The sequence below is a fragment of the uncultured Marivita sp. genome, assembly GCF_947488135.1.
Classification (GTDB): domain Bacteria; phylum Pseudomonadota; class Alphaproteobacteria; order Rhodobacterales; family Rhodobacteraceae; genus Marivita.
The window spans coordinates 68,498-94,613 of sequence record NZ_CANKYW010000007.1 but is presented as its reverse complement, the minus strand read 5'-3'; the positions used below and the strand labels follow the sequence as shown (position 1 = coordinate 94,613).

General features: G+C 62.2%; 30 protein-coding genes. All 30 read left to right on the top strand.

The features are described from left to right. The 30 genes from Q1B16_RS17625 to nuoN all read left to right on the top strand — a co-directional run bounded on the left by Q1B16_RS17625 (position 1) and on the right by nuoN (position 26,102). Positions 1–1,602, top strand: coding sequence for a carboxyl transferase domain-containing protein (locus Q1B16_RS17625; protein WP_299791915.1), 1,602 nt, complete (start codon positions 1–3; stop codon positions 1,600–1,602). A 65-nt stretch (positions 1,603–1,667) separates the two neighbouring features. Continuing rightward, entirely contained in the window at positions 1,668–3,608 is a 1,941-nt protein-coding gene (locus Q1B16_RS17620; RefSeq protein WP_299791912.1) for an acetyl/propionyl/methylcrotonyl-CoA carboxylase subunit alpha, read from the top strand. Further along, positions 3,605–4,279: a glutathione S-transferase family protein gene (locus Q1B16_RS17615; protein WP_299791909.1), complete on the top strand. Its 675-nt coding sequence runs from the start codon at positions 3,605–3,607 to the stop codon at positions 4,277–4,279. Before Q1B16_RS17620 ends, Q1B16_RS17615 begins: the two co-directional genes overlap by 4 nt. Positions 4,280–4,326: 47 nt before the next feature. After that, a complete protein-coding gene (locus tag Q1B16_RS17610) occupies positions 4,327–5,178 on the top strand; it encodes a hydroxymethylglutaryl-CoA lyase (RefSeq protein WP_299791906.1) in 852 nt (283 codons plus the stop codon). Continuing rightward, the gene (locus Q1B16_RS17605; protein WP_299791903.1) at positions 5,175–5,951 is read left to right on the top strand and encodes a crotonase/enoyl-CoA hydratase family protein; all 777 of its coding nucleotides are present in this window, start codon (positions 5,175–5,177) and stop codon (positions 5,949–5,951) included. Before Q1B16_RS17610 ends, Q1B16_RS17605 begins: the two co-directional genes overlap by 4 nt. Then, positions 5,948–6,319 carry a hypothetical protein gene (locus Q1B16_RS17600; RefSeq protein WP_299791900.1) on the top strand — a complete coding sequence of 124 codons (372 nt, stop codon included), beginning with the start codon at positions 5,948–5,950 and terminating at the stop codon, positions 6,317–6,319. Before Q1B16_RS17605 ends, Q1B16_RS17600 begins: the two co-directional genes overlap by 4 nt. 34 nt (positions 6,320–6,353) lie before the next feature. After that, entirely contained in the window at positions 6,354–6,746 is a 393-nt protein-coding gene (locus Q1B16_RS17595) for a VOC family protein (protein ID WP_299791897.1), read from the top strand. 255 nt (positions 6,747–7,001) lie between these two features. Next, entirely contained in the window at positions 7,002–7,367 is a 366-nt protein-coding gene (locus Q1B16_RS17590; RefSeq protein ID WP_299791893.1) for an NADH-quinone oxidoreductase subunit A, read from the top strand. Beyond that, positions 7,358–7,891: an NADH-quinone oxidoreductase subunit B gene (locus tag Q1B16_RS17585; protein ID WP_299791890.1), complete on the top strand. Its 534-nt coding sequence runs from the start codon at positions 7,358–7,360 to the stop codon at positions 7,889–7,891. Before Q1B16_RS17590 ends, Q1B16_RS17585 begins: the two co-directional genes overlap by 10 nt. Continuing rightward, positions 7,888–8,499: an NADH-quinone oxidoreductase subunit C gene (locus tag Q1B16_RS17580; protein ID WP_299791887.1), complete on the top strand. Its 612-nt coding sequence runs from the start codon at positions 7,888–7,890 to the stop codon at positions 8,497–8,499. The genes Q1B16_RS17585 and Q1B16_RS17580 overlap by 4 nt, the downstream gene beginning before the upstream one ends. Further along, positions 8,499–8,672 carry a hypothetical protein gene (locus tag Q1B16_RS17575; RefSeq protein ID WP_299791884.1) on the top strand — a complete coding sequence of 58 codons (174 nt, stop codon included), beginning with the start codon at positions 8,499–8,501 and terminating at the stop codon, positions 8,670–8,672. Before Q1B16_RS17580 ends, Q1B16_RS17575 begins: the two co-directional genes overlap by 1 nt. 2 nt (positions 8,673–8,674) lie before the next feature. Beyond that, complete coding sequence (locus Q1B16_RS17570) at positions 8,675–9,904, top strand: NADH-quinone oxidoreductase subunit D (RefSeq protein ID WP_299792339.1); 1,230 nt, start codon at positions 8,675–8,677, stop codon at positions 9,902–9,904. Continuing rightward, positions 9,901–10,188, top strand: coding sequence for a hypothetical protein (locus tag Q1B16_RS17565; RefSeq protein ID WP_299791881.1), 288 nt, complete (start codon positions 9,901–9,903; stop codon positions 10,186–10,188). The genes Q1B16_RS17570 and Q1B16_RS17565 overlap by 4 nt, the downstream gene beginning before the upstream one ends. After that, positions 10,185–10,493: a hypothetical protein gene (locus Q1B16_RS17560; RefSeq protein WP_299791878.1), complete on the top strand. Its 309-nt coding sequence runs from the start codon at positions 10,185–10,187 to the stop codon at positions 10,491–10,493. The genes Q1B16_RS17565 and Q1B16_RS17560 overlap by 4 nt, the downstream gene beginning before the upstream one ends. Before the next feature lie 8 nt (positions 10,494–10,501). After that, positions 10,502–11,743, top strand: a complete 1,242-nt coding sequence (locus Q1B16_RS17555; protein WP_299791875.1) for an NADH-quinone oxidoreductase subunit E — start codon at positions 10,502–10,504, stop codon at positions 11,741–11,743. Positions 11,744–11,828: 85 nt separating this feature from the next. Further along, complete coding sequence (locus Q1B16_RS17550) at positions 11,829–12,677, top strand: endonuclease (protein ID WP_299791872.1); 849 nt, start codon at positions 11,829–11,831, stop codon at positions 12,675–12,677. Continuing rightward, entirely contained in the window at positions 12,678–12,914 is a 237-nt protein-coding gene (locus Q1B16_RS17545; protein WP_366140166.1) for a DUF5337 domain-containing protein, read from the top strand. It begins immediately after the preceding gene. A 3-nt stretch (positions 12,915–12,917) separates the two neighbouring features. Next, positions 12,918–14,216, top strand: a complete 1,299-nt coding sequence (gene nuoF, locus Q1B16_RS17540; RefSeq protein ID WP_299791869.1) for an NADH-quinone oxidoreductase subunit NuoF — start codon at positions 12,918–12,920, stop codon at positions 14,214–14,216. Between the two features lie 190 nt (positions 14,217–14,406). Beyond that, complete coding sequence (locus Q1B16_RS17535) at positions 14,407–14,739, top strand: hypothetical protein (RefSeq protein WP_299791867.1); 333 nt, start codon at positions 14,407–14,409, stop codon at positions 14,737–14,739. A gap of 90 nt (positions 14,740–14,829) precedes the next feature. Continuing rightward, positions 14,830–15,225, top strand: a complete 396-nt coding sequence (locus Q1B16_RS17530; protein WP_299791864.1) for a DUF5333 domain-containing protein — start codon at positions 14,830–14,832, stop codon at positions 15,223–15,225. A 197-nt stretch (positions 15,226–15,422) separates the two neighbouring features. After that, entirely contained in the window at positions 15,423–17,447 is a 2,025-nt protein-coding gene (nuoG, locus tag Q1B16_RS17525; protein ID WP_299791861.1) for an NADH-quinone oxidoreductase subunit NuoG, read from the top strand. A gap of 5 nt (positions 17,448–17,452) precedes the next feature. Next, a complete protein-coding gene (locus Q1B16_RS17520) occupies positions 17,453–17,854 on the top strand; it encodes a hypothetical protein (protein WP_299791858.1) in 402 nt (133 codons plus the stop codon). 7 nt (positions 17,855–17,861) lie between these two features. Continuing rightward, on the top strand, positions 17,862–18,890 hold the full coding sequence (gene nuoH / locus Q1B16_RS17515) for an NADH-quinone oxidoreductase subunit NuoH (RefSeq protein ID WP_299791855.1): 1,029 nt from the start codon (positions 17,862–17,864) through the stop codon (positions 18,888–18,890). Positions 18,891–18,901: 11 nt separating this feature from the next. Then, a complete protein-coding gene (gene nuoI / locus Q1B16_RS17510) occupies positions 18,902–19,396 on the top strand; it encodes an NADH-quinone oxidoreductase subunit NuoI (protein ID WP_299791852.1) in 495 nt (164 codons plus the stop codon). After that, positions 19,393–19,803 carry a carboxymuconolactone decarboxylase family protein gene (locus Q1B16_RS17505; RefSeq protein ID WP_299791849.1) on the top strand — a complete coding sequence of 137 codons (411 nt, stop codon included), beginning with the start codon at positions 19,393–19,395 and terminating at the stop codon, positions 19,801–19,803. Before nuoI ends, Q1B16_RS17505 begins: the two co-directional genes overlap by 4 nt. Next, on the top strand, positions 19,800–20,402 hold the full coding sequence (locus Q1B16_RS17500) for an NADH-quinone oxidoreductase subunit J (protein ID WP_299791846.1): 603 nt from the start codon (positions 19,800–19,802) through the stop codon (positions 20,400–20,402). The genes Q1B16_RS17505 and Q1B16_RS17500 overlap by 4 nt, the downstream gene beginning before the upstream one ends. A gap of 103 nt (positions 20,403–20,505) precedes the next feature. Continuing rightward, complete coding sequence (gene nuoK, locus Q1B16_RS17495; RefSeq protein ID WP_072777106.1) at positions 20,506–20,811, top strand: NADH-quinone oxidoreductase subunit NuoK; 306 nt, start codon at positions 20,506–20,508, stop codon at positions 20,809–20,811. A gap of 219 nt (positions 20,812–21,030) precedes the next feature. Then, positions 21,031–23,103 carry an NADH-quinone oxidoreductase subunit L gene (gene nuoL, locus Q1B16_RS17490; protein ID WP_299791842.1) on the top strand — a complete coding sequence of 691 codons (2,073 nt, stop codon included), beginning with the start codon at positions 21,031–21,033 and terminating at the stop codon, positions 23,101–23,103. Continuing rightward, positions 23,103–24,647: an NADH-quinone oxidoreductase subunit M gene (locus tag Q1B16_RS17485; RefSeq protein ID WP_299791839.1), complete on the top strand. Its 1,545-nt coding sequence runs from the start codon at positions 23,103–23,105 to the stop codon at positions 24,645–24,647. Before nuoL ends, Q1B16_RS17485 begins: the two co-directional genes overlap by 1 nt. A gap of 12 nt (positions 24,648–24,659) precedes the next feature. Then, a complete protein-coding gene (gene nuoN, locus Q1B16_RS17480) occupies positions 24,660–26,102 on the top strand; it encodes an NADH-quinone oxidoreductase subunit NuoN (RefSeq protein ID WP_299791836.1) in 1,443 nt (480 codons plus the stop codon). The last annotated feature ends 14 nt before the right edge of the window (positions 26,103–26,116 follow it).

Sequence of the window (26,116 nt, the reverse complement as noted above, 5' to 3'; positions counted from 1 at the left end):
ATGAAACTTCGATCACAAGCGATCCCGTCGTCCGAGCAGTTCGAGACGAACCGCGCCGCGCATGAAGAGGCATTGCGTGTTGTGCGAGAAGCCGCCGATCTGGCCGCAGCGGGTGGGGGCGAGCGAGCGCGCGAACGGCATGTGTCGCGCGGCAAGATGCTGCCCCGCGACCGCGTGGCGAACCTGCTCGATCCCGGATCGCCTTTCCTTGAGGTGGGGGCCACGGCGGCGCACGGGCTTTACGATGGGGCCGCGCGTGCTTCCGGGGTGATCGCCGGGGTGGGACGGGTGATGGGCCGTCAGGTCATGGTGGTCTGCAATGACGCGACGGTGAAGGGCGGCACGTATTATCCGATGACGGTCAAGAAGCACCTGCGCGCGCAGGAGATCGCCGAGGAAAACCATTTGCCGTGTATCTACCTTGTCGACTCGGGCGGCGCGAACCTGCCCAATCAGGATGAGGTCTTCCCGGATCGCGACCATTTTGGCCGGATCTTCTACAACCAGGCCCGGATGAGCGCGAAAGGCACCGCACAGATCGCCGTGGTGATGGGGTCGTGTACGGCAGGCGGGGCCTATGTGCCTGCCATGTCGGACGTGACGATCATCGTGAAGGAACAGGGCACGATCTTCCTTGCCGGTCCGCCCTTGGTGAAGGCCGCGACGGGCGAGGTCGTGACAGCCGAGGATTTGGGCGGCGGCGATGTGCATACGCGGCTCTCGGGCGTGGCGGATTACCTCGCGGAGGATGACGGTCACGCATTGGCCTTGGCGCGGCGGGCGGTTGGGTCGCTTGGTGGGCATGTGATGCCCACCCTACGACAGGCGGCGGAGGATCCGGCCTATGACCCCGACGAGATTTTCGGCGTCGTGCCGGGCGACCTGCGCACGCCCTATGACATCCGCGAGGTGATCGCACGGGTGGTGGACGGGTCCTACTTCGACGAGTTCAAACCGCGCTTCGGCGAGACCTTGGTGACGGGCTTTGCCCATGTCGACGGCTGGCCGGTGGGGATCGTGGCCAATAATGGCGTGCTGTTCTCGGAGGCGGCTCAGAAAGGCGCGCATTTCGTGGAGTTGTGCTCGCAGCGCAAAATCCCGCTGGTCTTCCTGCAAAACATCACCGGCTTCATGGTGGGCCGGATGTACGAGAACGAGGGCATCGCGCGGCACGGGGCCAAGATGGTCACGGCGGTAGCCTGTACGTCTGTGCCCAAGATCACCATGCTGGTCGGTGGTTCCTTCGGCGCGGGCAATTACGGCATGGCGGGGCGGGCCTATCAGCCCCGTTTCCTGTGGACCTGGCCCAACAGCCGTATTTCCGTGATGGGCGGCGAACAGGCCGCGGGCGTGCTGGCGACGGTCAAGCGCGACGCGATGGAAAAGCGCGGTGAAAGCTGGTCGGCGGAGGACGAGGCGGCGTTCAAGCGGCCCACGGTCGAGATGTTCGAGGAACAGGCGCATCCGCTTTATGCCTCGGCCCGGCTTTGGGATGACGGCATCATCGATCCGCGCAAGACCCGCTCGGTGCTGTCACTGTCACTGGAAGCGGCGTTGAACGCGCCGATTGAAGAGACGCGCTTCGGTGTGTTTCGGATGTAACCTGGGGGCGCTGCCCCCACACCCCCGGAGTTTAGGGGCAAGATGAAGAGAAGCGGTGTTGCAAGATGTTTGACACGATCCTGATAGCCAACCGGGGAGAGATTGCGTGCCGCGTGATCGACACCTGCCGCCGTTTGGGTGTGCGGACGGTCGCGGTGCATTCGGATGTGGACGCGCAGGCGCGCCATGTGGAGATGGCGGATGTTGCGGTGTCGCTGGGCGGGGCGTCACCGGCCGAGAGCTATCTGCGCGGGGATGCGATCATCGCGGCGGCACGGGCCACCGGCGCGCAGGCGATACACCCGGGCTACGGCTTCCTGTCCGAGAATCCCGATTTTGTGGAAGCTGTCGAGGCGGCGGGTCTGGTCTTTATCGGGCCGTCGGCCAAGGCGATCCGCGCGATGGGGCTCAAGGATGCGGCCAAGGCGCTGATGGCGGAAGCGGGCGTGCCGGTGGTGCCGGGGTATCAGGGCGCGGAGCAAGCGCCGGACCATTTGGCGCGCGAGGCGGAAGCGATCGGCTACCCGGTGCTCATCAAGGCGGTGGCGGGCGGCGGCGGCAAGGGGATGCGGTTGGTCGAGGCGCCCAAGGCATTTGCCGATGCGCTGGCCTCGGCCCAGTCGGAGGCGCGGACGGCGTTCGGCAATGCGCATGTGCTGATCGAGAAATACATCACCAGCCCGCGCCATATCGAGGTGCAGGTGTTCGGCGATGGGACACGCGCGGTGCATCTCTTCGAGCGGGACTGTTCGCTGCAACGTCGGCACCAGAAGGTGATCGAAGAAGCGCCAGCCCCCGGCATGACGGCAGAGATGCGCGCCGCGATGGGGGACGCTGCGGTGCGCGCGGCAGAGGCCATCGGCTACAAGGGCGCGGGGACGGTGGAGTTCATCGTGGACGGCTCGGACGGGCTGCACCCGGACGGGTTCTGGTTCATGGAGATGAACACGCGGTTGCAGGTCGAACATCCCGTGACCGAGGCGATCACCGGCGTGGATCTGGTGGAATGGCAGTTGCGGGTGGCGGCGGGTGCGCCGTTGCCCTGTGCGCAAGAGGACCTGACGATCACCGGCCACGCATTCGAGGCGCGGCTCTACGCCGAGGACGTTCCCGCCGGATTCCTGCCCTCGACGGGGCGCTTGGCGCATCTGGCCTTCCCGGAGGACGCACGGGCCGATACCGGCGTGCGGTCCGGGGACGCCATCAGCCCGCATTACGACCCGATGATCGCCAAGGTGATCGTGCACGGCCCGTCCCGCGACGTGGCCCTGCGCAAACTGCGGCGGGCGCTTTCGGGTACGCAGGTCGCCGGGACCGTCACCAATCTGGCCTTCCTGGGTGCGCTGGCGCGGCATGACGGGTTTTCGCGCGGTGAGGTCGATACCGGGTTGATCGGGCGCGATCTTGAGGCTTTGACAGCGGTGCCCGATCCCGCACCTGCCGCGATGGCTCAGGCGGTGCTGGCGCTGAAGGGGCTGGACCGCGCGCCCCGACCGCTCGACGGGTTTGCCCTCTGGGGGCCGGTGGCGCAGGATGTGACGGTGCGGATTGGCGAAGACGTATCGACATGCCGCGTCATCTGCCATGCGCCGGGCGAGATTGATGTCGAGCTTGGCGGGACAACGGTCCCCGCCCGGTTCGGGGCCAATGGTTGGCGCTATGACGGGCAACCGGCTCGGGACGTGTTCGTGGCGGACGGAAGGGCGACAGTCTTTGGCGATCCGACGCTTGTGGTCGATCATGTCGACCCGTTGGATGTGGACGCCGGGGCCGGGGCGTCAAGCGATCTGATCGAAGCGCCCATGCCGGGCATGGTGCGGTCGGTCTTTGTCGAGGTAGGCCAGGCTGTCACCCGTGGCGACAGGCTGGCCGTGCTCGAGGCGATGAAGATGGAGCACAGCCTGCTTGCCGCGCGCGACGGCACCGTGGCCGAAGTGATGGCCGCTGCGGGAACGCAGGTCGAGGCCGGGGCGGTTCTGATCCGGCTGGAGGAGGAAAACGCATGATCCGATTGCATCACTGTCCGCAGACGCGCTCCATGCGCACGCTCTGGCTGCTTTACGAATTGGAGGTGGAGTTCGAAGTCGTGCTGCACGCCTTCGATCGCAGTCTTCGCGCGCCGGAATATCTCAGCCTGTCGCCGGCAGGACGCGTGCCTGCGCTGGAGATTGACGGGGAGCGCATGTTCGAGACGGGGGCGATCACGGAATTCCTGTGCGAACGCTTCCCCGAAGCGAACATGGGGCGCGGGCCGGACGACCCGGACCGGATGGCTTGGCTCGTCTGGGTGCATTTCGCCGAAACCATCAGCCAGCACGCGGCGGCGCTGACGCAACAGCATATCATGCTCTACGAGGATCACATGCGCAGCCCCGTGGTGATGAAGCTCGAGGCGGCGCGGTTGGGGAAATGCTATGACGCGCTCGAGGCGCGGCTTTCGACGCCGGTGGAGAACCGGGACTACCTGCTGACCAGCGGGTTTTCGGCGGCGGACGTGTCGGTTGGGCAGGCGGTTTATATGGCACGGCACTTTGCCAAGCTCGACAATCATCCGGCGGTGGCCGACTGGTACGAACGCATTACCGAGCGGCCGGAATTTCAGAAGGCGCTGCCTGACGAAGGGGGCGCGCGGCTTTACACGCAGGACTTCTACCCGGCCTGGGAAAGCAGCGGCTGAGCGCGGTTTTCGCGTATTTGAGAAGAGATAAGCAGGGGGACGGCGCCTTGGGTGAACGGGTCGAGATCTTCGAGGTGGGGCCACGCGACGGGTTGCAGAACGAGGCGCGGCTCATTCCGGTGGACGACAAGATCGCGCTGGTCGATTGCCTGTCGCGCGCCGGGTTCCGACGCATCGAATGCGCCAGTTTCGTGTCTCCGAAATGGGTGCCGCAGATGGCGGCGTCGGGGGAGGTTTTGAAAGGCATCACACGCATGCCCGGCGTGTCCTATGCCGCGCTGACGCCGAACCTCCGCGGGTTCGAGGATGCGATGGCCGCCGGGGCGGACGAGGTGGCGATCTTTGGGTCGGCCTCAGAGGGGTTTTCCAGGGCCAATATCAACGCGACGATTGCCGAAAGCCTCGAACGGTTCGCGCCGGTGGCGGAGGCGGCCAGGGCGGCGGGCGTTCCGGTCAGGGGATACGTGTCCTGTGTGGTGGAATGCCCCTATGACGGGCCGGTGGCCCCTGCGCAGGTGGCGCGCGTGGTTGCGGCGTTGCGTGACATGGGCTGCTACGAGGTGTCCTTGGGCGACACGATCGGGCGCGCGACGCCCGAGGGGATCGTGGCGATGCTGAAGGCGGTGTTGGACGAGATGCCTGCGGACAAGCTGGCGGGGCATTACCATGACACCGGTGGATTGGCCTGCGACAACGTCGAGGCGTCGCTTGGACTTGGCTTGCGCGTCTTCGATGCCGCCGTCGGTGGTCTGGGCGGCTGCCCTTACGCGCCGGGGGCCGCGGGCAACGTGGCGACCGAGGCGGTGGCCGAACGGGTCGCCGCCTTGGGATACGATCATGGGCTGGACATGCAGGTGGTGGAAGAGGCCGCAGACATGGCACGGAGGATGCGGGGATGAGCCTGATCACGGTCGAGATGGATGCGCGCGGCGTGGCGACGGTGACGCTGGCGCGGGCGGACAAGCACAACGCGCTGTCGGCCGAGATGATGACCGAGTTGGAGCAAGCCGCACGCGATCTGGCCAAGGACCGGACCGTGCGCGTGGTGGTTCTGGCCGCTGAGGGCAAGACCTTCTGCGCGGGTGGAGATCTGGCGTGGATGCGGGCGCAGTTCGACATGGATGCCGAGACGCGGAAGGCCGAAAGCCGCCGGATCGCGACGGTGCTGGGCGCGCTCTATGATCTGCCGCAACCGCTGATCGGGCGGGTGCAGGGCAATGCGTTGGGCGGTGGTGTGGGCCTCGTGTCGGTCTGTGACGTGGCCATCGGCGTTAGCGGAGCGAAGCTGGGCTTCACGGAAACGCGGCTGGGGCTGATCCCGGCCAATATCGGGCCTTACGTCCTGAAACGGATGGGGGCCACACGGGCGTCAGAGGTATTCATGTCGGCGCGGGTGTTCGACGCGGACGAGGCCGTACGGTTGAACCTGCTGAGCCGTACGGTGCAGCCAGACGCCCTGGATACCGCGATCGAGGCGGAGATCCGGCCCTATTTGTCCTGTGCGCCGGGAGCGGTGGCCGAGACCAAGGCGTTGATGCGCGATCTTGCGGGTCGCGTGACGCCCGCGCAGGTGGACATGGCCATCGACGCGCTTGCAATGCGCTGGCAATCGGACGAGGCGCGCGAGGGTGTAGCCGCTTTCTTCGACAAGCGCGCGCCCGGCTGGCAGTGATCGTCCAGATTGCGCATCTTTACGGCACGGCCTGTCTGGCCATCGTGTTCTTCCAGATCGCGCTGATCGCGGGCGTGCCTTTGGGGGCCTATACGCAAGGCGGCAAACACGAAGGCGCGTTGCCGCTGTCGGGCCGCATAGTGGCGGCTGTCTCCATCCCCGTGGTTCTGTTTCAGGCGCTGGCGATCCTGTCGGCGGCGGGATTTCCGGGCTTGGACTGGCCGGTCTGGACCGGGTGGGTGGCCTTCGCCGTGCAGGCGGTGACAACGGTGCTCAACTGGATCACACCGTCGAAACCGGAACGTGCCGTCTGGGGGCCGGTGACGCTGGTCATGACGGTGATGGCACTGGCGGTGCTGACGGCGTAACATCCGAGTTGGTGTCTGGTCTAAAGGGGATCGCATGTCGCAACAGCTTGCTCTCGTCAGCGTGGTCGTCCGCGACTACGACGACGCTATCGCGTTCTACTGCGGTGTCCTCGGGTTCGAGCTGGTCGAGGATATTGACCAGCCGGACCAGAACAAACGCTGGGTCGTCGTCAAACCGAAAGGCGCCGGACAGGCCGCGATCCTGCTGGCCCGGGCGTCTACCCTCGAGCAGATCGCGGCGATCGGCAATCAAACCGGAGGGCGCGTGTTCCTGTTTTTGCAAACCGATGATTTCGCAAGGGATTACGCGCTGTACCGCGAGCGCGGGGTCGAGTTCGTCAGGGAACCGAAGAAAGAGCCTTACGGCACCGTCGCGGTTTTCCGCGATCACTGCGGCAACCTGTGGGACCTGATCGAATATGCCTGAACTCCGGGCACATCGCATAGGCCAAAACTGTTTGCGGTAACGCACGCAACGTCGGCTCTGGTCTGACCGATTGCCGCATGTGACGGAAATTCCTTGCGAATTCACGTCATGGCGCTGGAATCCCACGCTTTTTAGCTGTTCACAGAGTAGGGGGGTAAGGTTGACCCCGCCGGGTGGCAGGAGTACATCATGCGCCAAGTCAACCTCGCCCATTGACGATGCGTGTCGGTGTGCGATGGGAAAAGGAGCCTCGTCTTGGAAGACATGCTGCGGGAATATCTGCCCATCCTCGTGTTTCTGGCCATCGCCATCGGGTTGGGCCTTGTTCTGATCCTGGCCGCCGTGGTCATCGCGGTGCGCAATCCGGACCCTGAAAAGGTGTCGGCCTATGAATGCGGATTCAACGCGTTCGATGACGCGCGGATGAAGTTCGACGTGCGGTTCTACCTCGTGTCGATCCTCTTCATCATCTTCGATCTGGAAATCGCGTTCCTCTTTCCGTGGGCCGTGGCGTTTTCGGATATCAGCATGGTGGGGTTCTGGTCGATGATGGTGTTCCTCGCCGTTCTGACCATCGGCTTTGCCTATGAATGGAAAAAAGGAGCCTTGGAATGGGAGTGATGACAGGCGTCAACACCGCCGAGGCGGACAAGGAACATGCAACGCAGGCTCTGAACGCAGAGCTTGCGGACAAGGGGTTCCTGCTCACCTCGACCGAAGACATCATCAACTGGGCGCGCACCGGGTCGCTGCACTGGATGACCTTCGGGCTTGCCTGCTGCGCGGTCGAGATGATGCACACCTCGATGCCGCGCTATGACCTGGAACGCTTCGGCACCGCGCCGCGCGCGTCCCCGCGCCAGTCGGACCTGATGATCGTGGCCGGCACGCTGACGAACAAGATGGCCCCGGCGTTGCGCAAGGTCTACGACCAGATGCCGGAACCGCGCTACGTGATCTCGATGGGGTCCTGCGCCAATGGCGGCGGGTATTACCACTACAGCTACTCCGTCGTGCGCGGCTGCGACCGGATCGTGCCGGTCGACGTCTACGTGCCGGGTTGCCCGCCCACGGCCGAGGCGCTGCTTTACGGTATCATGGCGTTGCAACGAAAAATCCGCCGGACAGGGACGATCGTACGATGAGTGAAGCGCTGAACGAACTTGGCCAGCATCTCGAGCTGAAACGCCCAGGATGTGTGATCGGGTGGGACGTGACCCATGGCGAGCTGAACGTGGACGTGGCCCCGTCGAACATCGCGAGCTTCGTCGATTTCCTCAAGACCGACAGCACGTGCAAGTTCTCGTCGCTGGTGGATATCACGGCGGTGGATTACCCCGCACGGCCCAAGCGGTTCGACGTGGTCTACCATTTCCTGTCGATGTACCAGAACCACCGCATCCGCTTGCGGGTGAGTATCCGGGAGGATGAGATGGTTCCGTCGATCACAGATGTGCATCCCAGCGCCAACTGGTTCGAACGCGAAGTGTTCGATATGTTCGGCATCCTGTTCTCAGGCCACCCGGACCTGCGCCGCATCCTCACAGATTACGGCTTCCGCGGCTATCCGTTGCGCAAGGATTTCCCGACCACGGGCTATACCGAGGTGCGGTACGACGAAGAGAAGAAGCGCGTGGTCTACGAACCGGTGAGCCTTGTTCAGGAATACCGGCAATTCGATTTCATGTCCCCGTGGGAAGGCGCGCAATATGTGCTTCCGGGGGATGAAAAGCAGGAAGAGAAGGCAGGCTGATGGAATTCCTCGTCTGGCTCGCCATCACGGCGGCCACGGTCATCCCGATGCTGAAACTTCTGCCCCATTTCGGGGTTAACAAGAATTGGGCTTACGGCGCAATCATCCCGTTCGGCGCTCTGGTGCTGCTCTGGGTCATGGCGATGAAGCTGCAAGAGTTGGAGAAACGCTGATGATGGACGGCTCCAAATTCGACGATGGAAGCATCGACGCGGTCTCTGGCGAACAGAGCATCCGCAATTTCAACATCAACTTCGGCCCGCAACACCCTGCGGCGCACGGGGTTTTGCGTCTGGTGCTCGAGCTGGACGGCGAAATCGTGGAACGCTGCGATCCGCATATCGGCTTGCTGCACCGTGGCACCGAAAAGCTGATGGAAAGTCGCACGTACCTGCAAAACCTGCCGTATTTCGACCGGTTGGATTACGTGGCGCCGATGAATCAGGAACATGCCTGGTGTCTGGCCATCGAACGCCTGACAGGTGTCGAGGTGCCGCGCCGCGCGTCGCTGATCCGGGTGCTGTATTCCGAGATCGGACGTATCCTGTCGCACCTGCTCAACGTGACGACGCAGGCGATGGATGTGGGCGCTCTGACCCCGCCGCTCTGGGGCTTTGAAGAGCGCGAAAAGCTGATGATCTTTTACGAACGGGCCTGTGGCGCGCGTCTGCACGCGGCCTATTTCCGCCCCGGCGGTGTGCATCAGGATCTCTCGGCTGACCTGATCGACGACATCGAGGAATGGTGCGGGACATTCCCGGCGGTGCTCGACGATATCGACGGGCTGCTGACCGAGAACCGCGTGTTCAAACAGCGCAACGCCGATATCGGCGTCGTCACCGAAGAGGAAATCCAGGAATGGGGCTTCTCGGGTGTGATGGTGCGCGGATCGGGTCTCGCCTGGGATTTGCGCCGCGCACAGCCGTATGAATGCTACGACGAGTTCGACTTCCAGATCCCCGTGGGCAAGAACGGTGATTGCTACGACCGTTATCTCGTTCGCATGGCGGAGATGCGCGAAAGCGTGAAGATCATGCTGCAATGCATCGAGAAGCTGCGCGCGCCCGAAGGGCAGGGCGACATCCTCGCCCGTGGCAAGATCACGCCGCCGAAACGGTCCGAGATGAAGACCTCGATGGAGGCCTTGATCCACCACTTCAAACTATACACCGAGGGCTTCCACGTGCCTGAAGGCGAGGTTTACGCCTGTGTCGAAGCGCCGAAAGGCGAATTCGGTGTGTATCTCGTCGCGGACGGCACGAACAAACCCTACCGCGCCAAGCTGCGCGCGCCGGGCTACCTGCATCTTCAGGCGATGGACCATGTTGCCAGCGGCCACCAGTTGGCCGATGTGGCGGCGATCATCGGTACGATGGACGTCGTCTTCGGAGAGATCGACCGATGAATGCACGCCCGCTTGCTGTCCTGTCCGGTCTTGGCCTGCTGACCGCCTGTGCTCTGCCGCCGCAAGGTGTGTCAGAGGCGGACCTTGTCGCGTTCGACGAGGCGGTGGCGTCGATCGGATGCGATCTGGTGAGCGAAAGCGACTATCTTCCGGTTGAGCTGCAAACGGGCTTGACCCGCGAACAGGTGGTTGAAGTGGCGCAGTTCCGTCTGGCCTCCGAACAGGCCGTGGCCCTCGAAGGCGGCGGTGTGCGTCTGATCACCGGGGCCTGCGCGCCGGCATGATCCGGGCCGCTGCCATAACCGCGCTGCTGGCCGTCGCGCCGATGGCTCATGCCGTCGAGGTCGGAACGTCGGACTATGTTTTCGTGTCCGAGTTGTCCGAGCGTGGGTTCACGCCTTTCGGCACCGGCGGCGCGGCGCGCGAGCTTTTTGGCATGACCAATGGGGCGGAGATTTATCTGTGCTTCCTCCTCGACACGCCCGAGGATCAGTCCGCCCGTCAAAGCGCCTTGATCGCTGAACTGCAAGGCGCGGCTGACACCCGCACCATTCCGAACATTCCCGTTGTCTGCGTGATGACGCAATAGGATCTGATATGCTACGACGCCTCCATTCCGAGCAACCCGACAGTTTTGCCTTCACCGACGCCAACCGGGCGTGGGCCGAAGCGCAGATCACCAAGTATCCCGAGGGCCGTCAGGCCAGCGCGATCATTCCGCTTTTGTGGCGTGCGCAGGAACAGGAAGGCTGGTTGAGCCGTCCGGCGATCGAACACGTGGCCGACATGCTGGGCATGGCGTATATGCGGGCGCTGGAAGTGGCGTCGTTTTACTTCATGTTTCAGCTGCAACCGGTTGGCAGCATAGCGAATATCCAGATTTGCGGCACCACGTCCTGCATGATCTGCGGGGCCGAGGATCTTGTGGCGGTCTGCAAGGAAAAGATCGCGCCCAAGCCGCATATGCTGTCTGACGATGGCAAGCTGAGCTGGGAAGAGGTCGAGTGCCTTGGCGCCTGTGCGAACGCTCCGATGGCGCAGATCGGCAAGGACTACTACGAAGATTTGACCGCCGAACGCTTTGCCGAGATCATCGACGAATTGGCAGCGGGCAAGGTGCCTGTTCCCGGGCCGCAAAATGGCCGTTTCACATCCGAGCCCAAATCCGGGCTGACCAGCCTGACCGACTTTGACTCGGGCCAGTACAAATACAACGCCTCGGTGCAGCTTGCGATGGATATCGGCGACACCGTCAAGCGGATCGACGGCACCGAAGTGCCGCTGATCACACCGTGGCAGGCCAATGCGGCCAATGCAGGCACACCGCCCAAGCCGGGACCGGACGACATGATGCCGCCAGACGGGCCGGACGGAACGCAGGGGGGACGCTCCAAGGGCGACAAGCCCGCGCCGCGCGATGTGGGCGAAGCGTCGGACAAACGCTCGGAAGTGCCGGGCGAAGCACCCGACGTCGAAGCCAAGGCGAAGCCGCCCGCAAGTGCCCCGGCCTCCTCCACCGCAGCGCCCGGCGCGTCCGGAGCCGACGCGGCACCGGGCCTCAAGCCCGCGACGCTCGATGCACCGAAGGACGGCAAGGGCGACGATCTCAAGCGGATCAAGGGGATTGGGCCGAAACTCGCCGAACTGTGCAACAGCCTCGGGTTTTACCATTTCGACCAGATCGCAAGCTGGACCGCCGAAGAAGTGGCCTGGGTCGATCAGAACCTCGAAGGCTTCAAGGGCCGGGTTTCGCGCGATAATTGGGTCGAACAGGCCAAGACACTTGCCTCAGGCGGCGAGACAGAGTTTTCTGCACGTGTCAAGAACGGTGATGCTTAAATCACCTAACATCTGAACACGGACAGGGAGAGTACGAATGCAACAACAGAAATCAGGCATGGGCTGCCAGCTAGGGTCATGGGCTATGGCCGCTGGCGTAGGTCTGCTCGTTTTTGTCCTGCTGCTCGTGGTCGGCGACTGGGGCATCATCGGGTCGATCTTCATGGCCGGTCTTGCATTCGTGGTGCTGGGCGCCGTGTTCAGCTGGCTTTTCTGTCGCGATCTTCCCGAAGCGCGCGGTCCGGGCAATATTGACACCTCCCGCGCGCGCGACACCTCCGCCGCCGCGCCAAGCGCGTCTGCGCCCACGGCCTCCGCTCCGGCGGCTTCGGCCCCGGCGGCCAAGACGTCAGAAGCCAAGACATCGGCACCGAAGGCCGATACGCCGAACGCAAATGCCTCCAAGGACACACCGTCGTCCGACGCACTTCCCGATGTTCAGACCGCAACCGCGACCGCCGATGCCGAAGCGGGCGCACAGGTAAAGCCGTCGACCAAGCTTGCCGGTCAGGACGAGCTTGCATCGCGCAAGGGCGAATGGAAATACGAGAGCGGCAAGGGCGAGAAACCCACCAAAGCCAAACCCGCCGCGGCCTCAGCGACGCCGGACTATGACGGCGACGGCGCGCTCGAAGGCGATGCCGAGGGCAAAAAGCCCGAAACACTGTCGCAGGCGCGCGAAGGCGGGCCGGACAACCTGAAGGAAATCAAGGGTGTTGGCCCGAAACTGGAGCAGCTTCTGCACTCCATGGGCTTTTACCATTTCGACCAGATTGCCAATTGGACGGCTGAAGAGGTGGCGTGGGTGAATGCCAATCTTCAGGGGTTCAAGGGTCGCGTGACCCGCGATAATTGGGTCGAACAAGCGAAAATCCTCGCGTCTGGCGGGGATACCGAGTTCTCGAAACGAGTGGACAAGGGCGACGTTTACTAAGTGGGATCGGACCCGGACATAAACCGCGACGCAGAGCTGAAACGACAGGGGCAACGGATCGCCCTCTTGATTGCAGGCGTCGCGATTTTCTGGGTGCTGATCATCGCCATCGGGGACGCGTATGATTGGTCAATCCGAACACGCGCGTTTTTCGATCTTGTCGTACTGGCCGGTTTCGGCGTGGGGATTTGGAAATCAATTCAAATTTGGCGTGCGCGCCAAGCTGACAAGGAATGAACGATGCTGACCGATCAGGACCGGATCTTTACCAACATCTACGGGATGCACGACCGGACGCTCAAGGGCGCGCAGACGCGTGGCCATTGGGACGGCACGGCGGATATCATCAAGAAAGGCCGTGACTGGATCATCGACGAGATGAAAGCCTCGGGTCTGCGGGGCCGGGGTGGCGCAGGCTTCCCGACGGGTCTCAAGTGGTCCTTCATGCCCAAGGAAAGCGACGGGCGTCCCAGCTATCTGGTGGTGAATGCCGACGAGTCCGAACCGGGCACCTGCAAGGATCGTGAGATCATGCGCCACGATCCGCACACGCTGATCGAGGGCTGCCTGATCGCGTCTTTCGCGATGCAGGCCCATGCCTGCTACATCTACATTCGCGGCGAATACATCCGCGAGAAAGAGGCGCTGCAAAACGCCATCGACGAGGCGTATGACGCCGGGCTGATCGGCAAAAACGCTGCCGGATCCGGTTGGGATTTCGATCTTTACCTGCATCACGGCGCAGGCGCTTACATTTGCGGCGAGGAAACGGCGCTTCTTGAAAGCCTCGAAGGCAAAAAGGGGATGCCCCGCATGAAACCGCCGTTCCCGGCGGGATCGGGCCTCTATGGCTGCCCGACCACCGTGAACAACGTGGAATCCATCGCCGTGGTGCCGACGATCCTGCGGCGGGGCGGCGAATGGTTCTCGGGCTTTGGGCGTCAGAACAACGCTGGCACCAAGCTTTTCGCGATCTCGGGCCATGTGAACAACCCCTGCGTGGTCGAAGAGGCGATGTCGATCTCGTTCGAAGAACTGATCGAAAAGCACTGCGGCGGCATTCGCGGCGGTTGGGACAACCTGAAGGCCGTGATCCCCGGCGGATCGTCTGTGCCCTGTGTGCGCGGTGAGCACATGAAGGACGCGATCATGGATTTCGACTACCTGCGCGGTGAACTGGGCTCTGGCCTTGGCACGGCGGCGGTGATCGTGATGGATCAGTCCACCGATATCATCAAGGCGATCTGGCGGCTGTCGGCTTTCTACAAGCATGAAAGCTGTGGTCAGTGCACGCCCTGCCGCGAAGGCACCGGCTGGATGATGCGCGTGATGGACCGTCTGGTGCGCGGCGAGGCAGAGGTCGAGGAAATCGACATGCTCTTCGACGTGACCAAGCAGGTCGAAGGCCACACCATCTGCGCCCTTGGCGATGCGGCGGCCTGGCCGATCCAGGGTCTCATCAAGAACTTCCGCGATGAGATCGAGGACCGGATCAAGGCTCAGAAAAGCGGCCGGGTCAGCGCGGTTGCGGCCGAGTAGGCGGTAACCGTCTCAAAACGGCTCTTTGGCTTGGTTTATAGATCGCGTTTGAAGGCCGCTCGCACAAAATTGGATAAAGGCGCGTTTTCGCGCCTTTTTTCATGCCGATTGCGGTGGACGTGTCTCAGGGGTTGCAAGCGTATCGCGTCTAAGCGCAATGTGCGCCCAGCATTTTCGAAGGGGTATCACCATGAAATCGGCATGGGCAGCAGGCGCAATCATACTGACACTCGCGGCATGTGGCCGGGGCGAGTTGGAAACCGTCACCTACGAAGGTGCCAGGTTTAGCGGCGATCTGCGGTCCGAACGCGGTGACAGGGCGGCGTTCGTTGCAACTGGTGGCCCGGCCTCGGTGAGCCTCGAGGGCTCGAAGCGGGCGGCGGCCTATCAGGCGGTTCAGCATTGCATCGCCTATCTGGGAAGTTCGGATATCGCCTGGACCGTTGGACCGGACACGGACGACACCGCCTTGACCATCGACAACAACAAAGTGGTGCTGTCGGGACGTTGTATCGAACCCTGACGCCTCCGGTCTCCAAAAGTTGTAAAGGGTGATATTGAATAACCGCGGTCTCCGTCACCATATTGAGGGCGGATGGTATTGGATGAAAAGATGCGATTGCTGACCCCGGCCTTGATCCTTGCGCTGACCCTGGGCTCCGTGGTCTCGGCCCAGACACCGTTGCGGGATGTGCCCGCCATCGACAATGGCCTGATGAACGTCGCTATCGCCGATGCGATCCGCAAATCCTGCGACAACATCAACGCGCGTCTCATCCGGGCCTATTCCGAACTGAACCGCCTGAAAGCCTTGGCGCGGGATATGGGCTACACCGAAAAAGAGGTGGAACGCTATGTCACCTCTCGCGAGGAAAAGGCGCGGATGAAAGCCAAGGCCGAGCAATTTTTGGCGGAGAACGGCGTGCGTGCGGATGACATCCCCGCGCTGTGCCGCTTCGGCCAACGGCAGATCGAGTCGCAAACCGAAATCGGCCAGTTGCTGAGATAAACCTGTTTATTGCCTGACTTTGCGTCATAGGATGCAGGTGCAGAAAAATCTGCGCCCGCGTCGATATTTCCCGTTTTCTTTTTGCCTGAACATCTGGCCTATTTGATGCGTTGGGGTTAGAAGGCGGGCGACGTCAGCCGATAGCCTGTTGCCACGGCATCGACTGCGCCAGCCAAATGGGAACAAAGGGCTCGGGCATGTCTGACTTGCGCAAGATCAACATCGATGGAAACGAGATTGAAGTGGACGGCGCGATGACGCTGATTCAGGCCTGTGAACAGGCAGGGATCGAGGTGCCGCGGTTCTGCTACCATGAACGTCTGTCCATCGCCGGCAATTGCCGGATGTGTCTTGTCGAAGTTGTGGGCGGACCGCCCAAACCTGCGGCAAGCTGCGCGATGCAGGTCAAGGATCTGCGTCCGGGGCCGGAAGGCCAGCCGCCCGTGGTCAAGACCAACTCGCCCATGGTGAAAAAGGCGCGCGAAGGGGTGATGGAGTTCCTGCTCATCAACCACCCGCTCGATTGCCCCATTTGCGATCAGGGCGGCGAATGCGATCTTCAGGATCAGGCGATGGCCTATGGTGTGGATTTCAGCCGCTTCCGCGAACCCAAGCGCGCGGTTGAGGATCTGGACCTTGGCCCGCTGGTCGAAACCCATATGACGCGCTGCATTTCCTGCACCCGTTGCGTCCGCTTCACGACCGAGGTCGCGGGCATCACCCAGATGGGCCAGACGGGTCGGGGCGAAGACAGCGAGATCACCGCTTATCTGGGCGAAACGCTCGACAGCAACATGCAGGGCAACATCATCGACCTGTGCCCGGTGGGCGCTTTGGTGTCGAAACCCTACGCCTTCACCGCCCGCCCGTGGGAGCTGACCAAGACCGAATCCATCGACGTGATGGATGCGCTTGGGTCAAACATCCGCGTCGATACCAAGGGTCGGGAAGTCATGCGCTTTTTGCCGCGCAACCATGACGGCGTGAACGAGGAATGGATTTCCGACAAGACGCGCTTTGTCTGGGACGGGCTGCGCAAGCAGCGCCTGGACAAGCCTTACGTGCGCGAAAACGGCAAGTTGCGCCCGGCCACCTGGCCCGAAGCGCTGACCAAGACCGCCGAGGCGATGAAGGGCAAGAAACTCGCCGGTCTCGTCGGCGATTTGGTCCCGACCGAGGCAGCCTATGCGCTGAAAGTTCTGATCGAGGGGCAGGGTGGACAGGTCGAATGCCGCACCGATTGGGCGAAGCTGCCTGCGGGCAACCGCTCCGGCTATGTCGGCACGGCGACCATCGAAGAGATCGACACGGCGGGTATGATCCTGCTGATCGGCACCAACCCGCGCGACGAAGCGCCGGTGCTGAATGCCCGCATCCGCAAGGCGTGGGCCGCGGGCGCCGATGTCGCTCTGATCGGCGAAGCCGTTGATTTGACGTATGATTATCACCACGCTGGCACCGATCGTGCCGCGTTGCAGGCGATGATCGACAAGGGCGTGTCGGACGAGACGCGCGACGACAAGAATAGCATCGTCATCGTCGGCCAGGGCGCCTTGCGCGAGGCGGATGGCGCGGCGGTTCTGGCGGCAGCGCAAAAGATGGCCGAGATTTCAGGCTCCAAACTTCTGGTCCTGCACACCGCAGCGGGTCGCGTCGGCGCGATGGATGCCGGGTGCACCACCGAGGGCGGCATGGAGAAGGCGATCGACGGCGCAGAGGTGATCTACAACCTCGGCGCGGACGAGGTGGAAATCGCCGATGGTCCGTTCGTGATCTACCAAGGCAGCCACGGCGACCGGGGCGCACACCGCGCCGACATCATCCTTCCGGGGGCGGCTTACACGGAAGAGCAGGGGCTTTTCGTCAACACCGAAGGGCGTCCACAACTTGCGCTGCGTGCCAGCTTCGCACCCGGCGAGGCCAAGGAAAACTGGGCCATCCTGCGCGCGCTGTCTGCGGAACTGGGGGCAACTTTGCCCTTCGACAGTCTTGCGCAGTTGCGTCAGAAACTGGTGGCCGATGTCCCGCATCTCGCCCAAATCGACCAGGTGCCGGAGAACGAATGGCAGCTTGAGGCCGAAGGCAAGCTGGGCGACGCGGATTTCCGCAACCCGATCCGGGATTTCTGGCTGACCAATCCGATTGCCCGGGCCAGCAGCCTGATGGCAGAGCTTTCAGCGGGCGCGAAGGCCCGCAAGGACACCAAGATCGCGGCGGAGTGAGCGGAATGCGCCACCCGGCGGTCATAACATCTGTCGCTCTTGCGATGGTGGGCGGTTTGTCCGGCTGCGAGGCAGCGCCGACGCCGCCCGCGCGGTTCGCGCCCAATTACGAAGGGGTGCAGACCACATTGCTGGATGGCGACCTGGTCAAGTTCGATGTGGCGATGCGCGGGGCGCGCGGGCCGTCGGACGTGGAGGACTACGCCGAATGTGCGGCGGCGCAATACGCGCTCATTCGGGGTTACGGATTTGCGCGGCATTTGCGCACAAATGTATACGAAGAGGCTGGCCTCTGGCGAGGAGATGCGGTTTACACCATCTCGCCGGCGCTGCCCCGTGGGGTGCGGACCATCGACGCCGAAGTCGTGACCGCCTCCTGCGTTGAAAACGGAATACCGATGGTTTGAGGACGTGATGGCTGACTTCTTTACCACCCCCCTGGGGATCGGCGTGATCATCGTGGCACAGTGCCTTGCGGTACTGGGCTTTGTGATGGTGAGCCTCCTGTTCCTCGTCTACGGCGACCGCAAGATCTGGGCGGCCGTCCAGATGCGGCGCGGGCCCAACGTCGTGGGGGCCTATGGCCTGCTGCAAACTGTAGCCGACGCGTTGAAATACGTGGTCAAAGAGGTCGTTGTTCCCGCCGGTGCGGACCGTCCGGTCTTCATGCTGGCGCCGATGACAAGCTTCGTGCTCGCCATGGTCGCGTGGGCGGTGATCCCGTTCAACGACAGTTGGGTTCTGTCCGACATCAACGTGGCGATCCTGTTCGTCTTCGCCGTGTCCTCGCTTGAGGTTTACGGCGTGATCATGGGTGGCTGGGCGTCGAACTCCAAATATCCGTTCCTTGGCTCGCTGCGCTCTGCTGCGCAGATGATCTCGTATGAAGTGTCGCTCGGCCTCATCATCATCGGCATCATCATCTCGACGGGGTCGATGAATTTCGGCGATATCGTGCGCGCACAAGACGGTGATTTCGGCTTCTTCTCATGGTACTGGCTGCCGCATTTCCCGATGGTTTTCCTGTTCCTGATCAGCGCCTTGGCGGAGACCAACCGCCCGCCCTTCGACCTTCCCGAAGCGGAATCCGAACTGGTTGCGGGCTACCAGGTGGAATATTCGTCCACGCCGTTCCTGCTGTTCATGGCGGGAGAGTACATCGCGATCTTCCTGATGTGCGCGCTGATGTCTCTGCTGTTCTTCGGCGGTTGGCTGTCGCCGATCCCCGGTCTGCCGGACGGCGCACTATGGATGGTGGCGAAGATGGCGTTCTTCTTCTTCATCTTCGCGATGGTGAAGGCGATCACGCCCCGCTACCGCTATGACCAACTAATGCGGATTGGCTGGAAAGTGTTCCTGCCGTTCTCGTTGGTCTGGGTGGTCTTCGTGGCCTTTGCAGCGAAATTCGACTGGTTCTGGGGCGCATTCGCGCGCTGGGTATAAGGAGAGTAGAGATGACGCAGATCGACTACGGACGCGCCGCCAAGTACTTCCTTCTTCAGGACTTCTGGCAAGGCATGAAGCTGGGCCTCAAGTATTTCTTCGCGCCCAAGGCCACCATCAACTACCCGCACGAAAAGGGGCCTTTGTCCCCGCGGTTCCGCGGTGAACACGCGCTGCGGCGGTATCCCAATGGCGAAGAACGCTGCATCGCCTGCAAACTGTGCGAGGCGATTTGCCCGGCGCAGGCGATCACCATTGATGCCGAACCGCGTGACGACGGAAGCCGCCGCACCACGCGCTATGACATCGACATGACCAAGTGCATCTATTGCGGCTTTTGCCAGGAGGCGTGCCCGGTGGATGCCATTGTCGAAGGTCCCAACTTCGAGTTTTCGACCGAAACGCGCGAAGAACTGTACTACGACAAGGCCAAGCTTCTGGACAACGGCGACCGCTGGGAAGCCGAGATCGCGCGCAACCTCGAACTGGATGCACCGTACCGATGAGCGATCCGAAAACCCCGTTCGAGTTGATGATGCAGCAGGCGCAGGAGATGGCGAAGGCTTTCAATCCCGCTCTGTCGTCGTTTGACCCCAAGGGGTTTGAAAAGATGTGGCCCACCATGCCGAAAGACGCCATGGAGATGTGGTTCGGCAAGGGCATCAGCAAGGATGGGCTGGATGCCAAGACACGGCTTTTGCTCACGCTGGCCGGTCTGACGATGCAGGGCGCGCAGGCGGATACGCAGGTGCGCATGACCGTGCGTCACGCCTTGGCTGCCGGTGCCACCAGAGACGAGATTGCCGAGACCATCGCACAGATGTCGATGTTCGCCGGTATCCCCGCCATGACGCGCGCAATGGAACTTGCGCGGGATGTCATGGAAGACGACAAAAAGGATGACGAGACATGAGTGTCTTTGCCTTCTACCTCTTTGCCCTGTGCACGATTGCCGGTGGCCTGTTCACTGTGATCAGCCGGAACCCGGTGCATTCGGTGCTGTGGCTCATCCTTGCCTTCCTGTCTTCAGCCGGGTTGTTCGTGCTTCTGGGCGCCGAATTCGTGGCGATGCTTCTGGTCATCGTCTATGTCGGCGCGGTGGCGGTTTTGTTCCTGTTCGTGGTGATGATGCTCGACGTGGATTTCGCCGAGCTGAAGGCCGAGATGGCGCGTTACGTGCCGTTGGCGCTGCTGTTCGGGGTCATCATCCTGATGCAATTCGCGCTGGCCTTCGGTGCATGGGAAAGCAACGCGGCGGCCGAAGGGTTGCGCGCTCAGGTGGCGCCAGTGGATCGGCACAATACCGAAGCCTTGGGGCTCATTCTTTATGATCAGTATTTCCTGCTGTTCCAGCTTGCTGGGCTGATTTTGCTGGTGGCGATGATCGGCGCGATCGTGCTGACACTCCGCCATCGTTCGGACGTCAAGCGCCAGAACGTGCTGGCGCAGATGTACCGCGATCCGGCCAAGTCGATGGAACTGAAAGACGTGAAGCCCGGGCAGGGGCTTTAGGCACAACCTAAGCGTGTCCCCGTGGGGACATGAGTGAAAACAAGGGGTTGGTATCCGCCAACCCGTCGAAAGAACCAGAGGGCGCAAGGCCCCGGGGGACGTGATGATAGGACTTGAGCATTACCTGACAGTGGCAGCGGTGCTGTTCGTGATCGGGATTTTCGGGCTGTTCCTGAACCGCAAGAACGTGATCATCCTGCTGATGAGCATCGAACTGATGCTCTTGGCGGTGAACATTAACCTTGTCGCGTTTTCGAGCTTCCTTGGCGATCTGGTGGGGCAGGTTTTTACCCTGTTCGTTCTCACCGTGGCCGCCGCCGAAGCCGCGATTGGCCTTGCCATCCTCGTCTGTTTCTTCCGCAACCGTGGCTCCATCGCGGTTGAAGACGTCAACGTGATGAAGGGCTGACCCAATGCAGGCTGGCTACTCTACACAAATCGGTTCGGTTAATCGAAATGGGCAGGTTGTAATCCGAAAAACGGACTTGGATGGCAACGACCACAATCAAAAGGTTTATCAAGTTGGTTGCTCAGAATGCGGTGCGGTCTATGGCGCAAACGGATCTGATCTTCACTTGAGAAAATGCCCTGCGTGCCAGAGCGGACAACCGGGACTGGAGTATAACTAATGGAAACGCTCATCCTGTTTTCCCCGCTTGTCGGCGCGATCCTCTGCGGGTTCGGCTGGAAGTTCATTGGCGAGACCGCCGCGCAATGGGTGGCGACGGGGCTTCTGTTCTTCGCCTGCGTCCTGTCCTGGATCGTCTTCCTGACCCATGACGGCGTCACCGAGACCATCAACATCCTGCGCTGGATCGAGAGCGGCACGCTGTCGACCGAGTGGGCGATCCGGCTGGATCGGCTGACGGCGATCATGCTGATCGTCGTGACCACCGTGTCGGCGCTCGTGCACCTCTATTCCTTCGGCTACATGGACCACGATCCGCAGTGGAAAGAAGGCGAGGTCTACAAGCCGCGCTTCTTTGCCTATCTGTCGTTCTTCACCTTCGCCATGCTCATGCTGGTGACGTCTGACAATCTGGTCCAGATGTTCTTCGGCTGGGAAGGCGTGGGCGTCGCGTCCTACCTGTTGATCGGCTTCTACTACCGCAAGCCGTCGGCAAATGCCGCCGCGATCAAGGCGTTCGTGGTCAACCGCGTCGGTGACTTCGGTTTCGCGCTTGGCATTTTCGCGCTGTTCTTCCTTGTCGACAGCATCCGCTTCGACGACATCTTCGCGGCCGCGCCCACACTGGCGGAAACGCAGCTGACCTTCCTCTGGGGGGAATGGAACGCAGCGAACCTGATCGCGGTGCTGCTGTTCATCGGGGCGATGGGCAAGTCGGCGCAGTTGTTCCTGCACACATGGCTGCCGGATGCGATGGAAGGCCCGACCCCGGTGTCGGCGCTGATCCACGCGGCGACGATGGTGACGGCGGGGGTGTTCCTGGTCTGCCGGATGTCGCCGGTGATGGAATTTGCACCCGAAGCGATGATGTTCGTGACCGTGCTGGGCGCGTCCACGGCCTTTGTCGCGGCGACCATTGGTCTGGTGCAGAACGACATCAAGCGCGTGATCGCCTATTCGACCATGTCGCAGCTGGGCTATATGTTCGTGGCCGCCGGCGTCGGGGCCTACAGCGTGGCGATGTTCCATCTGTTCACGCACGCGTTCTTCAAGGCGATGCTGTTCCTCGGGGCCGGGTCGGTCATCCACGCGATGCACCACGAACAGGACATGCGGAACTACGGCGGTCTGCGCAAGAAGATCCCCTATACCTTCGCCGCGATGATGATCGGCACGCTGGCCATCACGGGTGTGGGTATTCCGCTCACTGGCTGGATCGGTTTCGCCGGGTTTGCGTCGAAAGATGCGGTGATCGAGAGCGCCTATGCCGCCGGTCCGATGGGCTATGCCTTCTGGCTGCTGGTCATCGCGGCGCTGTTCACAAGCTTCTATAGCTGGCGGCTGATGTTCCTGACCTTCTACGGCAAGCCGCGCGGCGACAAGCACACGCATGAACACGCGCATGAAAGCCCGATGATCATGCTGATCCCGCTGGGTGTCCTGAGCCTTGGGTCAATCTTTGCCGGGGCCATCTGGTATTCGAGCTTCTTTGGCAAGCCCAACGAGGTCATCAGCTTCTTCGGTGGTGCCTATGGCGAGCCGACAGCAGAGCTTGTCGAGCAGGTGGCAGAACGCAGCCCCAAGGCGTCCGAGTTGCATTATGTCATGGAAAGCGCGCCGGGCGAGGCAGCGATCTATATCGCACCGGAGAACACCGTGTTGCATGAAGCGCATTACGTGCCCACTTGGGTCAAGCTGAGCCCGTTCATCGCCATGCTTCTGGGCCTCGCGACGGCGTACTGGTTCTACATCGTGAACCCGTCGCTGCCCAAGCGACTGGCCGAGAACCAGCGCCCGCTGTACCTGTTCCTGCTCAACAAGTGGTATTTCGACGAGATCTACGACTTCCTTTTCGTGAAACCCGCCAGCATGGTCGGGCGCATCTTCTGGAAGCGCGGGGACGGCAATGTGATTGACGGGTCGATCAACGGGCTGGCAATGGGGTTCATTCCGATGCTGACGCGGCTCGCCGGTCGGGCGCAATCGGGGTACATCTTCACATACGCCTTCTTCATGGTGATCGGCATTGCCGCACTCGTCACCTGGATGACGCTGAGCGGAGGAGTTGAATAATGGATAACCTTCTGTCCATCGTCACCTTCCTGCCAGCCCTGGCAGCGGTGATCCTGCTCGTGTTCCTCCGCGGAGACGACGAGGCGGCGAACCGGAATGCCAAGTGGCTGGCGCTGATCGCGACCTCGGCCACGTTCCTGATCTCGCTTTTCATCCTGTTCCAGTTCGACCCGCAAAACACCGGGTTCCAGATGGTCGAGCAGGGCGAATGGCTGCTTGGCATGCAGTACAAGATGGGGGTCGACGGCATTTCTGTGCTGTTCGTGATGCTCACCACCTTCATGATGCCTCTGGTCATCGCGGCAAGCTGGGACGTGACCCACCGCGTCAAGGAATACATGATCGCGTTCTTGATCCTCGAGACGCTCATGCTGGGCGTGTTCATGGCGCTAGATCTGGTGCTGTTCTACCTCTTCTTCGAGGCGGGTCTGATCCCGATGTTTCTGATCATCGGGATCTGGGGCGGCAAGAACCGCATCTACGCGTCGTTCAAGTTCTTCCTCTACACCTTCCTCGGCTCGGTGCTGATGCTGGTGGCGATGGTGGCGATGTTCTCGGACGCGGGCACCACGGATATAGAGCAATTGCTGGTGCACCAGTTCGGGTCGGAGAGCTTCTCGATCCTCGGGGTGCAGATCGTCGGCGGGTTGCAGACGCTGCTGTTCCTAGCCTTCTTCGCCAGCTTCGCGGTGAAGATGCCGATGTGGCCGGTCCACACATGGTTGCCGGACGCGCACGTGCAAGCGCCGACCGCGGGGTCGGTGGTTCTGGCGGCGATCCTTCTGAAGATGGGGGGCTACGGCTTCCTGCGGTTCAGCCTGCCGATGTTCCCGGTCGGGTCCGATGTCATGGCCCCGCTGGTGCTGTGGATGTCGGTGATCGCCATCGTCTACACGTCGCTGGTGGCGCTGGTGCAGGAAGACATGAAAAAGCTCATCGCCTATTCGTCGGTCGCCCATATGGGCTATGTGACGATGGGCATCTTCGCAGCGAACCAGCAAGGTGTGGATGGGGCGATCTTCCAGATGATCAGCCACGGCTTCATCTCGGGCGCGCTCTTCCTCTGCGTCGGCGTGATCTATGACCGGATGCACACGCGCGAGATCGACGCCTATGGCGGCCTGGTGAACCGGATGCCGGCCTACGCGCTGATTTTCATGTTGTTCACGATGGCCAATGTCGGATTGCCGGGCACCTCCGGCTTCATCGGGGAATTCCTGACGCTGATGGGGATTTTCCAGGTCAACACCTGGATCGCCGCGGTGGCGACAACGGGTGTAATTCTGTCGGCGGCCTATGCGCTTTGGCTGTACCGCCGGGTGGTGCTTGGCGATCTCATCAAGGAAAGCCTCAAGACCATCACCGACATGACGCGCCGCGAGCGGGCGATCTTCGCGCCGCTGGTGGTGGCGACGATCCTCTTTGGCGTGTACCCGGCCCCGATCCTCGACACGATCGGGCCGTCGGTCGAGGCGCTGGTTTCAAACTATCAAGTCGCGGTTGCGGAGGCGGATCTCGCCACGCAGGTCGCGCATAGCGAATAAGGGGGCTGGGCTATGCTCTCGGCTGATCTGGGTATCATCCTGCCGGAAATCGTGCTGGCGGTCTACGCGATGGTCGCACTTCTGGGTGCGGTCTACACCGTCAAGGACGGCGTGGCATCGCTGCTGGTCTGGGCCACGAGCGGTCTGTTCCTGGCGCTTGCCGTGTGGATCGGTCTGAACGGGGGTGGCACCAACGTCGCCTTCAACGGCATGTTCATCGACGACGGGTTTGCGCGGTTCGCCAAGGTGGTCATCCTTGTGTCGGCAGCGGCGGTGCTGCTGATGTCCGAGGCCTACATGACGCGTCGCGGATTGCTGCGGTTCGAATACCCGCTGCTGATCGCGCTGGCCGTGGTCGGCATGATGATGATGGTGTCGGCGGGCGACCTGATGGCGCTTTACATGGGGCTCGAGCTTCAGTCGCTGGCGCTTTATGTCGTGGCGTCGCTGCGGCGCGATAGCCTGAAATCCACCGAAGCCGGTCTCAAGTATTTCGTGCTGGGCGCGCTGTCGTCGGGGCTGCTGCTTTACGGCGCGTCGCTCGTCTATGGGTATTCCGGCACAACGCTGTTCTCGGGCATCATCCAGACGGCGAGCGAGGGCGGCGTGTCGCTGGGCCTGCTCTTCGGTTTGGTGTTCCTGATCTCCGGCCTTGCGTTCAAGGTATCCGCTGTGCCGTTCCACATGTGGACGCCGGATGTCTACGAAGGCTCTCCGACGCCGGTGACGGCGTTCTTCGCCACCGCTCCGAAAGTGGCGGCGATGGCGCTGTTTGCGCGGGTCATGCATGACGCCTTCGGAAGTGCCGTGAGCGATTGGAGCCAAGTGATCGCGCTCTTGTCCCTGCTGTCCATGTTCCTTGGCGCGATTGCCGCGATTGGTCAGACCGACATCAAGCGCCTGATGGCGTTCTCGTCCATCGCGCATATGGGCTACGCACTGATGGGGCTGGCGGCCGGCACGGCGTTCGGCGTTCAGGCGATGCTGATCTACATGGCGATCTACGTGACGATGAATGTGGGCACCTTCGCCTTCATCCTGTCGATGCAGCGGGACGGGCAGCCGGTGTCCAACATCGCGTCGCTCAACATGTACTCCAAGCGTGAGCCGGGCAAGGCGCTGGCGATGCTGGTGTTGCTGTTCTCCCTGGCAGGTGTGCCGCCGCTGGTGGGCTTCTTCGGCAAGCTCTACGTGCTGCGCGCGGCGTATGAGGCCGGGTTGGCATGGCTGGCGATTGCCGGCGTGATCGCATCGGTGATCGGCGCGTTCTATTACCTGCGGATTGTGTTCTACATGTATTTCGGCGAAGAGCGGGATGACGCGCTGGACGGCAACAAGTCGCCGGTGCTCTGGGGCATGTTGATGGCCAGCGCGGTGATCATGGTGGTCGGTGTCGTCAACCTCTTCGGGATCGAAGGCGCGGCGGCAGCGGCAGCGGCGACCCTTGTCAACTAAGCCTCTGACACCGT

Excerpts from the sequence above, each read along its gene's own strand:
- Q1B16_RS17530 (WP_299791864.1), top strand. The coding sequence starts at position 14,830 with ATGCGATTGCTGACCCCGGCCTTGATCCTTGCGCTGACCCTGGGCTCC.
- Q1B16_RS17565 (WP_299791881.1), top strand. The coding sequence starts at position 9,901 with ATGAATGCACGCCCGCTTGCTGTCCTGTCCGGTCTTGGCCTGCTGACC.
- Q1B16_RS17485 (WP_299791839.1), top strand. The coding sequence starts at position 23,103 with ATGGATAACCTTCTGTCCATCGTCACCTTCCTGCCAGCCCTGGCAGCG.
- nuoN (WP_299791836.1), top strand. The coding sequence starts at position 24,660 with ATGCTCTCGGCTGATCTGGGTATCATCCTGCCGGAAATCGTGCTGGCG.
- Q1B16_RS17570 (WP_299792339.1), top strand. The coding sequence starts at position 8,675 with ATGGACGGCTCCAAATTCGACGATGGAAGCATCGACGCGGTCTCTGGC.
- Q1B16_RS17505 (WP_299791849.1), top strand. The coding sequence starts at position 19,393 with ATGAGCGATCCGAAAACCCCGTTCGAGTTGATGATGCAGCAGGCGCAG.
- Q1B16_RS17580 (WP_299791887.1), top strand. The coding sequence starts at position 7,888 with ATGAGTGAAGCGCTGAACGAACTTGGCCAGCATCTCGAGCTGAAACGC.
- Q1B16_RS17520 (WP_299791858.1), top strand. The coding sequence starts at position 17,453 with ATGCGCCACCCGGCGGTCATAACATCTGTCGCTCTTGCGATGGTGGGC.
- Q1B16_RS17615 (WP_299791909.1), top strand. The coding sequence starts at position 3,605 with ATGATCCGATTGCATCACTGTCCGCAGACGCGCTCCATGCGCACGCTC.
- Q1B16_RS17575 (WP_299791884.1), top strand. The coding sequence starts at position 8,499 with ATGGAATTCCTCGTCTGGCTCGCCATCACGGCGGCCACGGTCATCCCG.
- Q1B16_RS17625 (WP_299791915.1), top strand. The coding sequence starts at position 1 with ATGAAACTTCGATCACAAGCGATCCCGTCGTCCGAGCAGTTCGAGACG.
- nuoI (WP_299791852.1), top strand. The coding sequence starts at position 18,902 with ATGACGCAGATCGACTACGGACGCGCCGCCAAGTACTTCCTTCTTCAG.
- nuoG (WP_299791861.1), top strand. The coding sequence starts at position 15,423 with ATGTCTGACTTGCGCAAGATCAACATCGATGGAAACGAGATTGAAGTG.
- Q1B16_RS17620 (WP_299791912.1), top strand. The coding sequence starts at position 1,668 with ATGTTTGACACGATCCTGATAGCCAACCGGGGAGAGATTGCGTGCCGC.
- Q1B16_RS17500 (WP_299791846.1), top strand. The coding sequence starts at position 19,800 with ATGAGTGTCTTTGCCTTCTACCTCTTTGCCCTGTGCACGATTGCCGGT.
- nuoH (WP_299791855.1), top strand. The coding sequence starts at position 17,862 with ATGGCTGACTTCTTTACCACCCCCCTGGGGATCGGCGTGATCATCGTG.
- Q1B16_RS17605 (WP_299791903.1), top strand. The coding sequence starts at position 5,175 with ATGAGCCTGATCACGGTCGAGATGGATGCGCGCGGCGTGGCGACGGTG.
- Q1B16_RS17595 (WP_299791897.1), top strand. The coding sequence starts at position 6,354 with ATGTCGCAACAGCTTGCTCTCGTCAGCGTGGTCGTCCGCGACTACGAC.
- Q1B16_RS17560 (WP_299791878.1), top strand. The coding sequence starts at position 10,185 with ATGATCCGGGCCGCTGCCATAACCGCGCTGCTGGCCGTCGCGCCGATG.
- Q1B16_RS17585 (WP_299791890.1), top strand. The coding sequence starts at position 7,358 with ATGGGAGTGATGACAGGCGTCAACACCGCCGAGGCGGACAAGGAACAT.
- nuoF (WP_299791869.1), top strand. The coding sequence starts at position 12,918 with ATGCTGACCGATCAGGACCGGATCTTTACCAACATCTACGGGATGCAC.
- Q1B16_RS17535 (WP_299791867.1), top strand. The coding sequence starts at position 14,407 with ATGAAATCGGCATGGGCAGCAGGCGCAATCATACTGACACTCGCGGCA.
- nuoK (WP_072777106.1), top strand. The coding sequence starts at position 20,506 with ATGATAGGACTTGAGCATTACCTGACAGTGGCAGCGGTGCTGTTCGTG.
- nuoL (WP_299791842.1), top strand. The coding sequence starts at position 21,031 with ATGGAAACGCTCATCCTGTTTTCCCCGCTTGTCGGCGCGATCCTCTGC.
- Q1B16_RS17550 (WP_299791872.1), top strand. The coding sequence starts at position 11,829 with ATGGCCGCTGGCGTAGGTCTGCTCGTTTTTGTCCTGCTGCTCGTGGTC.
- Q1B16_RS17555 (WP_299791875.1), top strand. The coding sequence starts at position 10,502 with ATGCTACGACGCCTCCATTCCGAGCAACCCGACAGTTTTGCCTTCACC.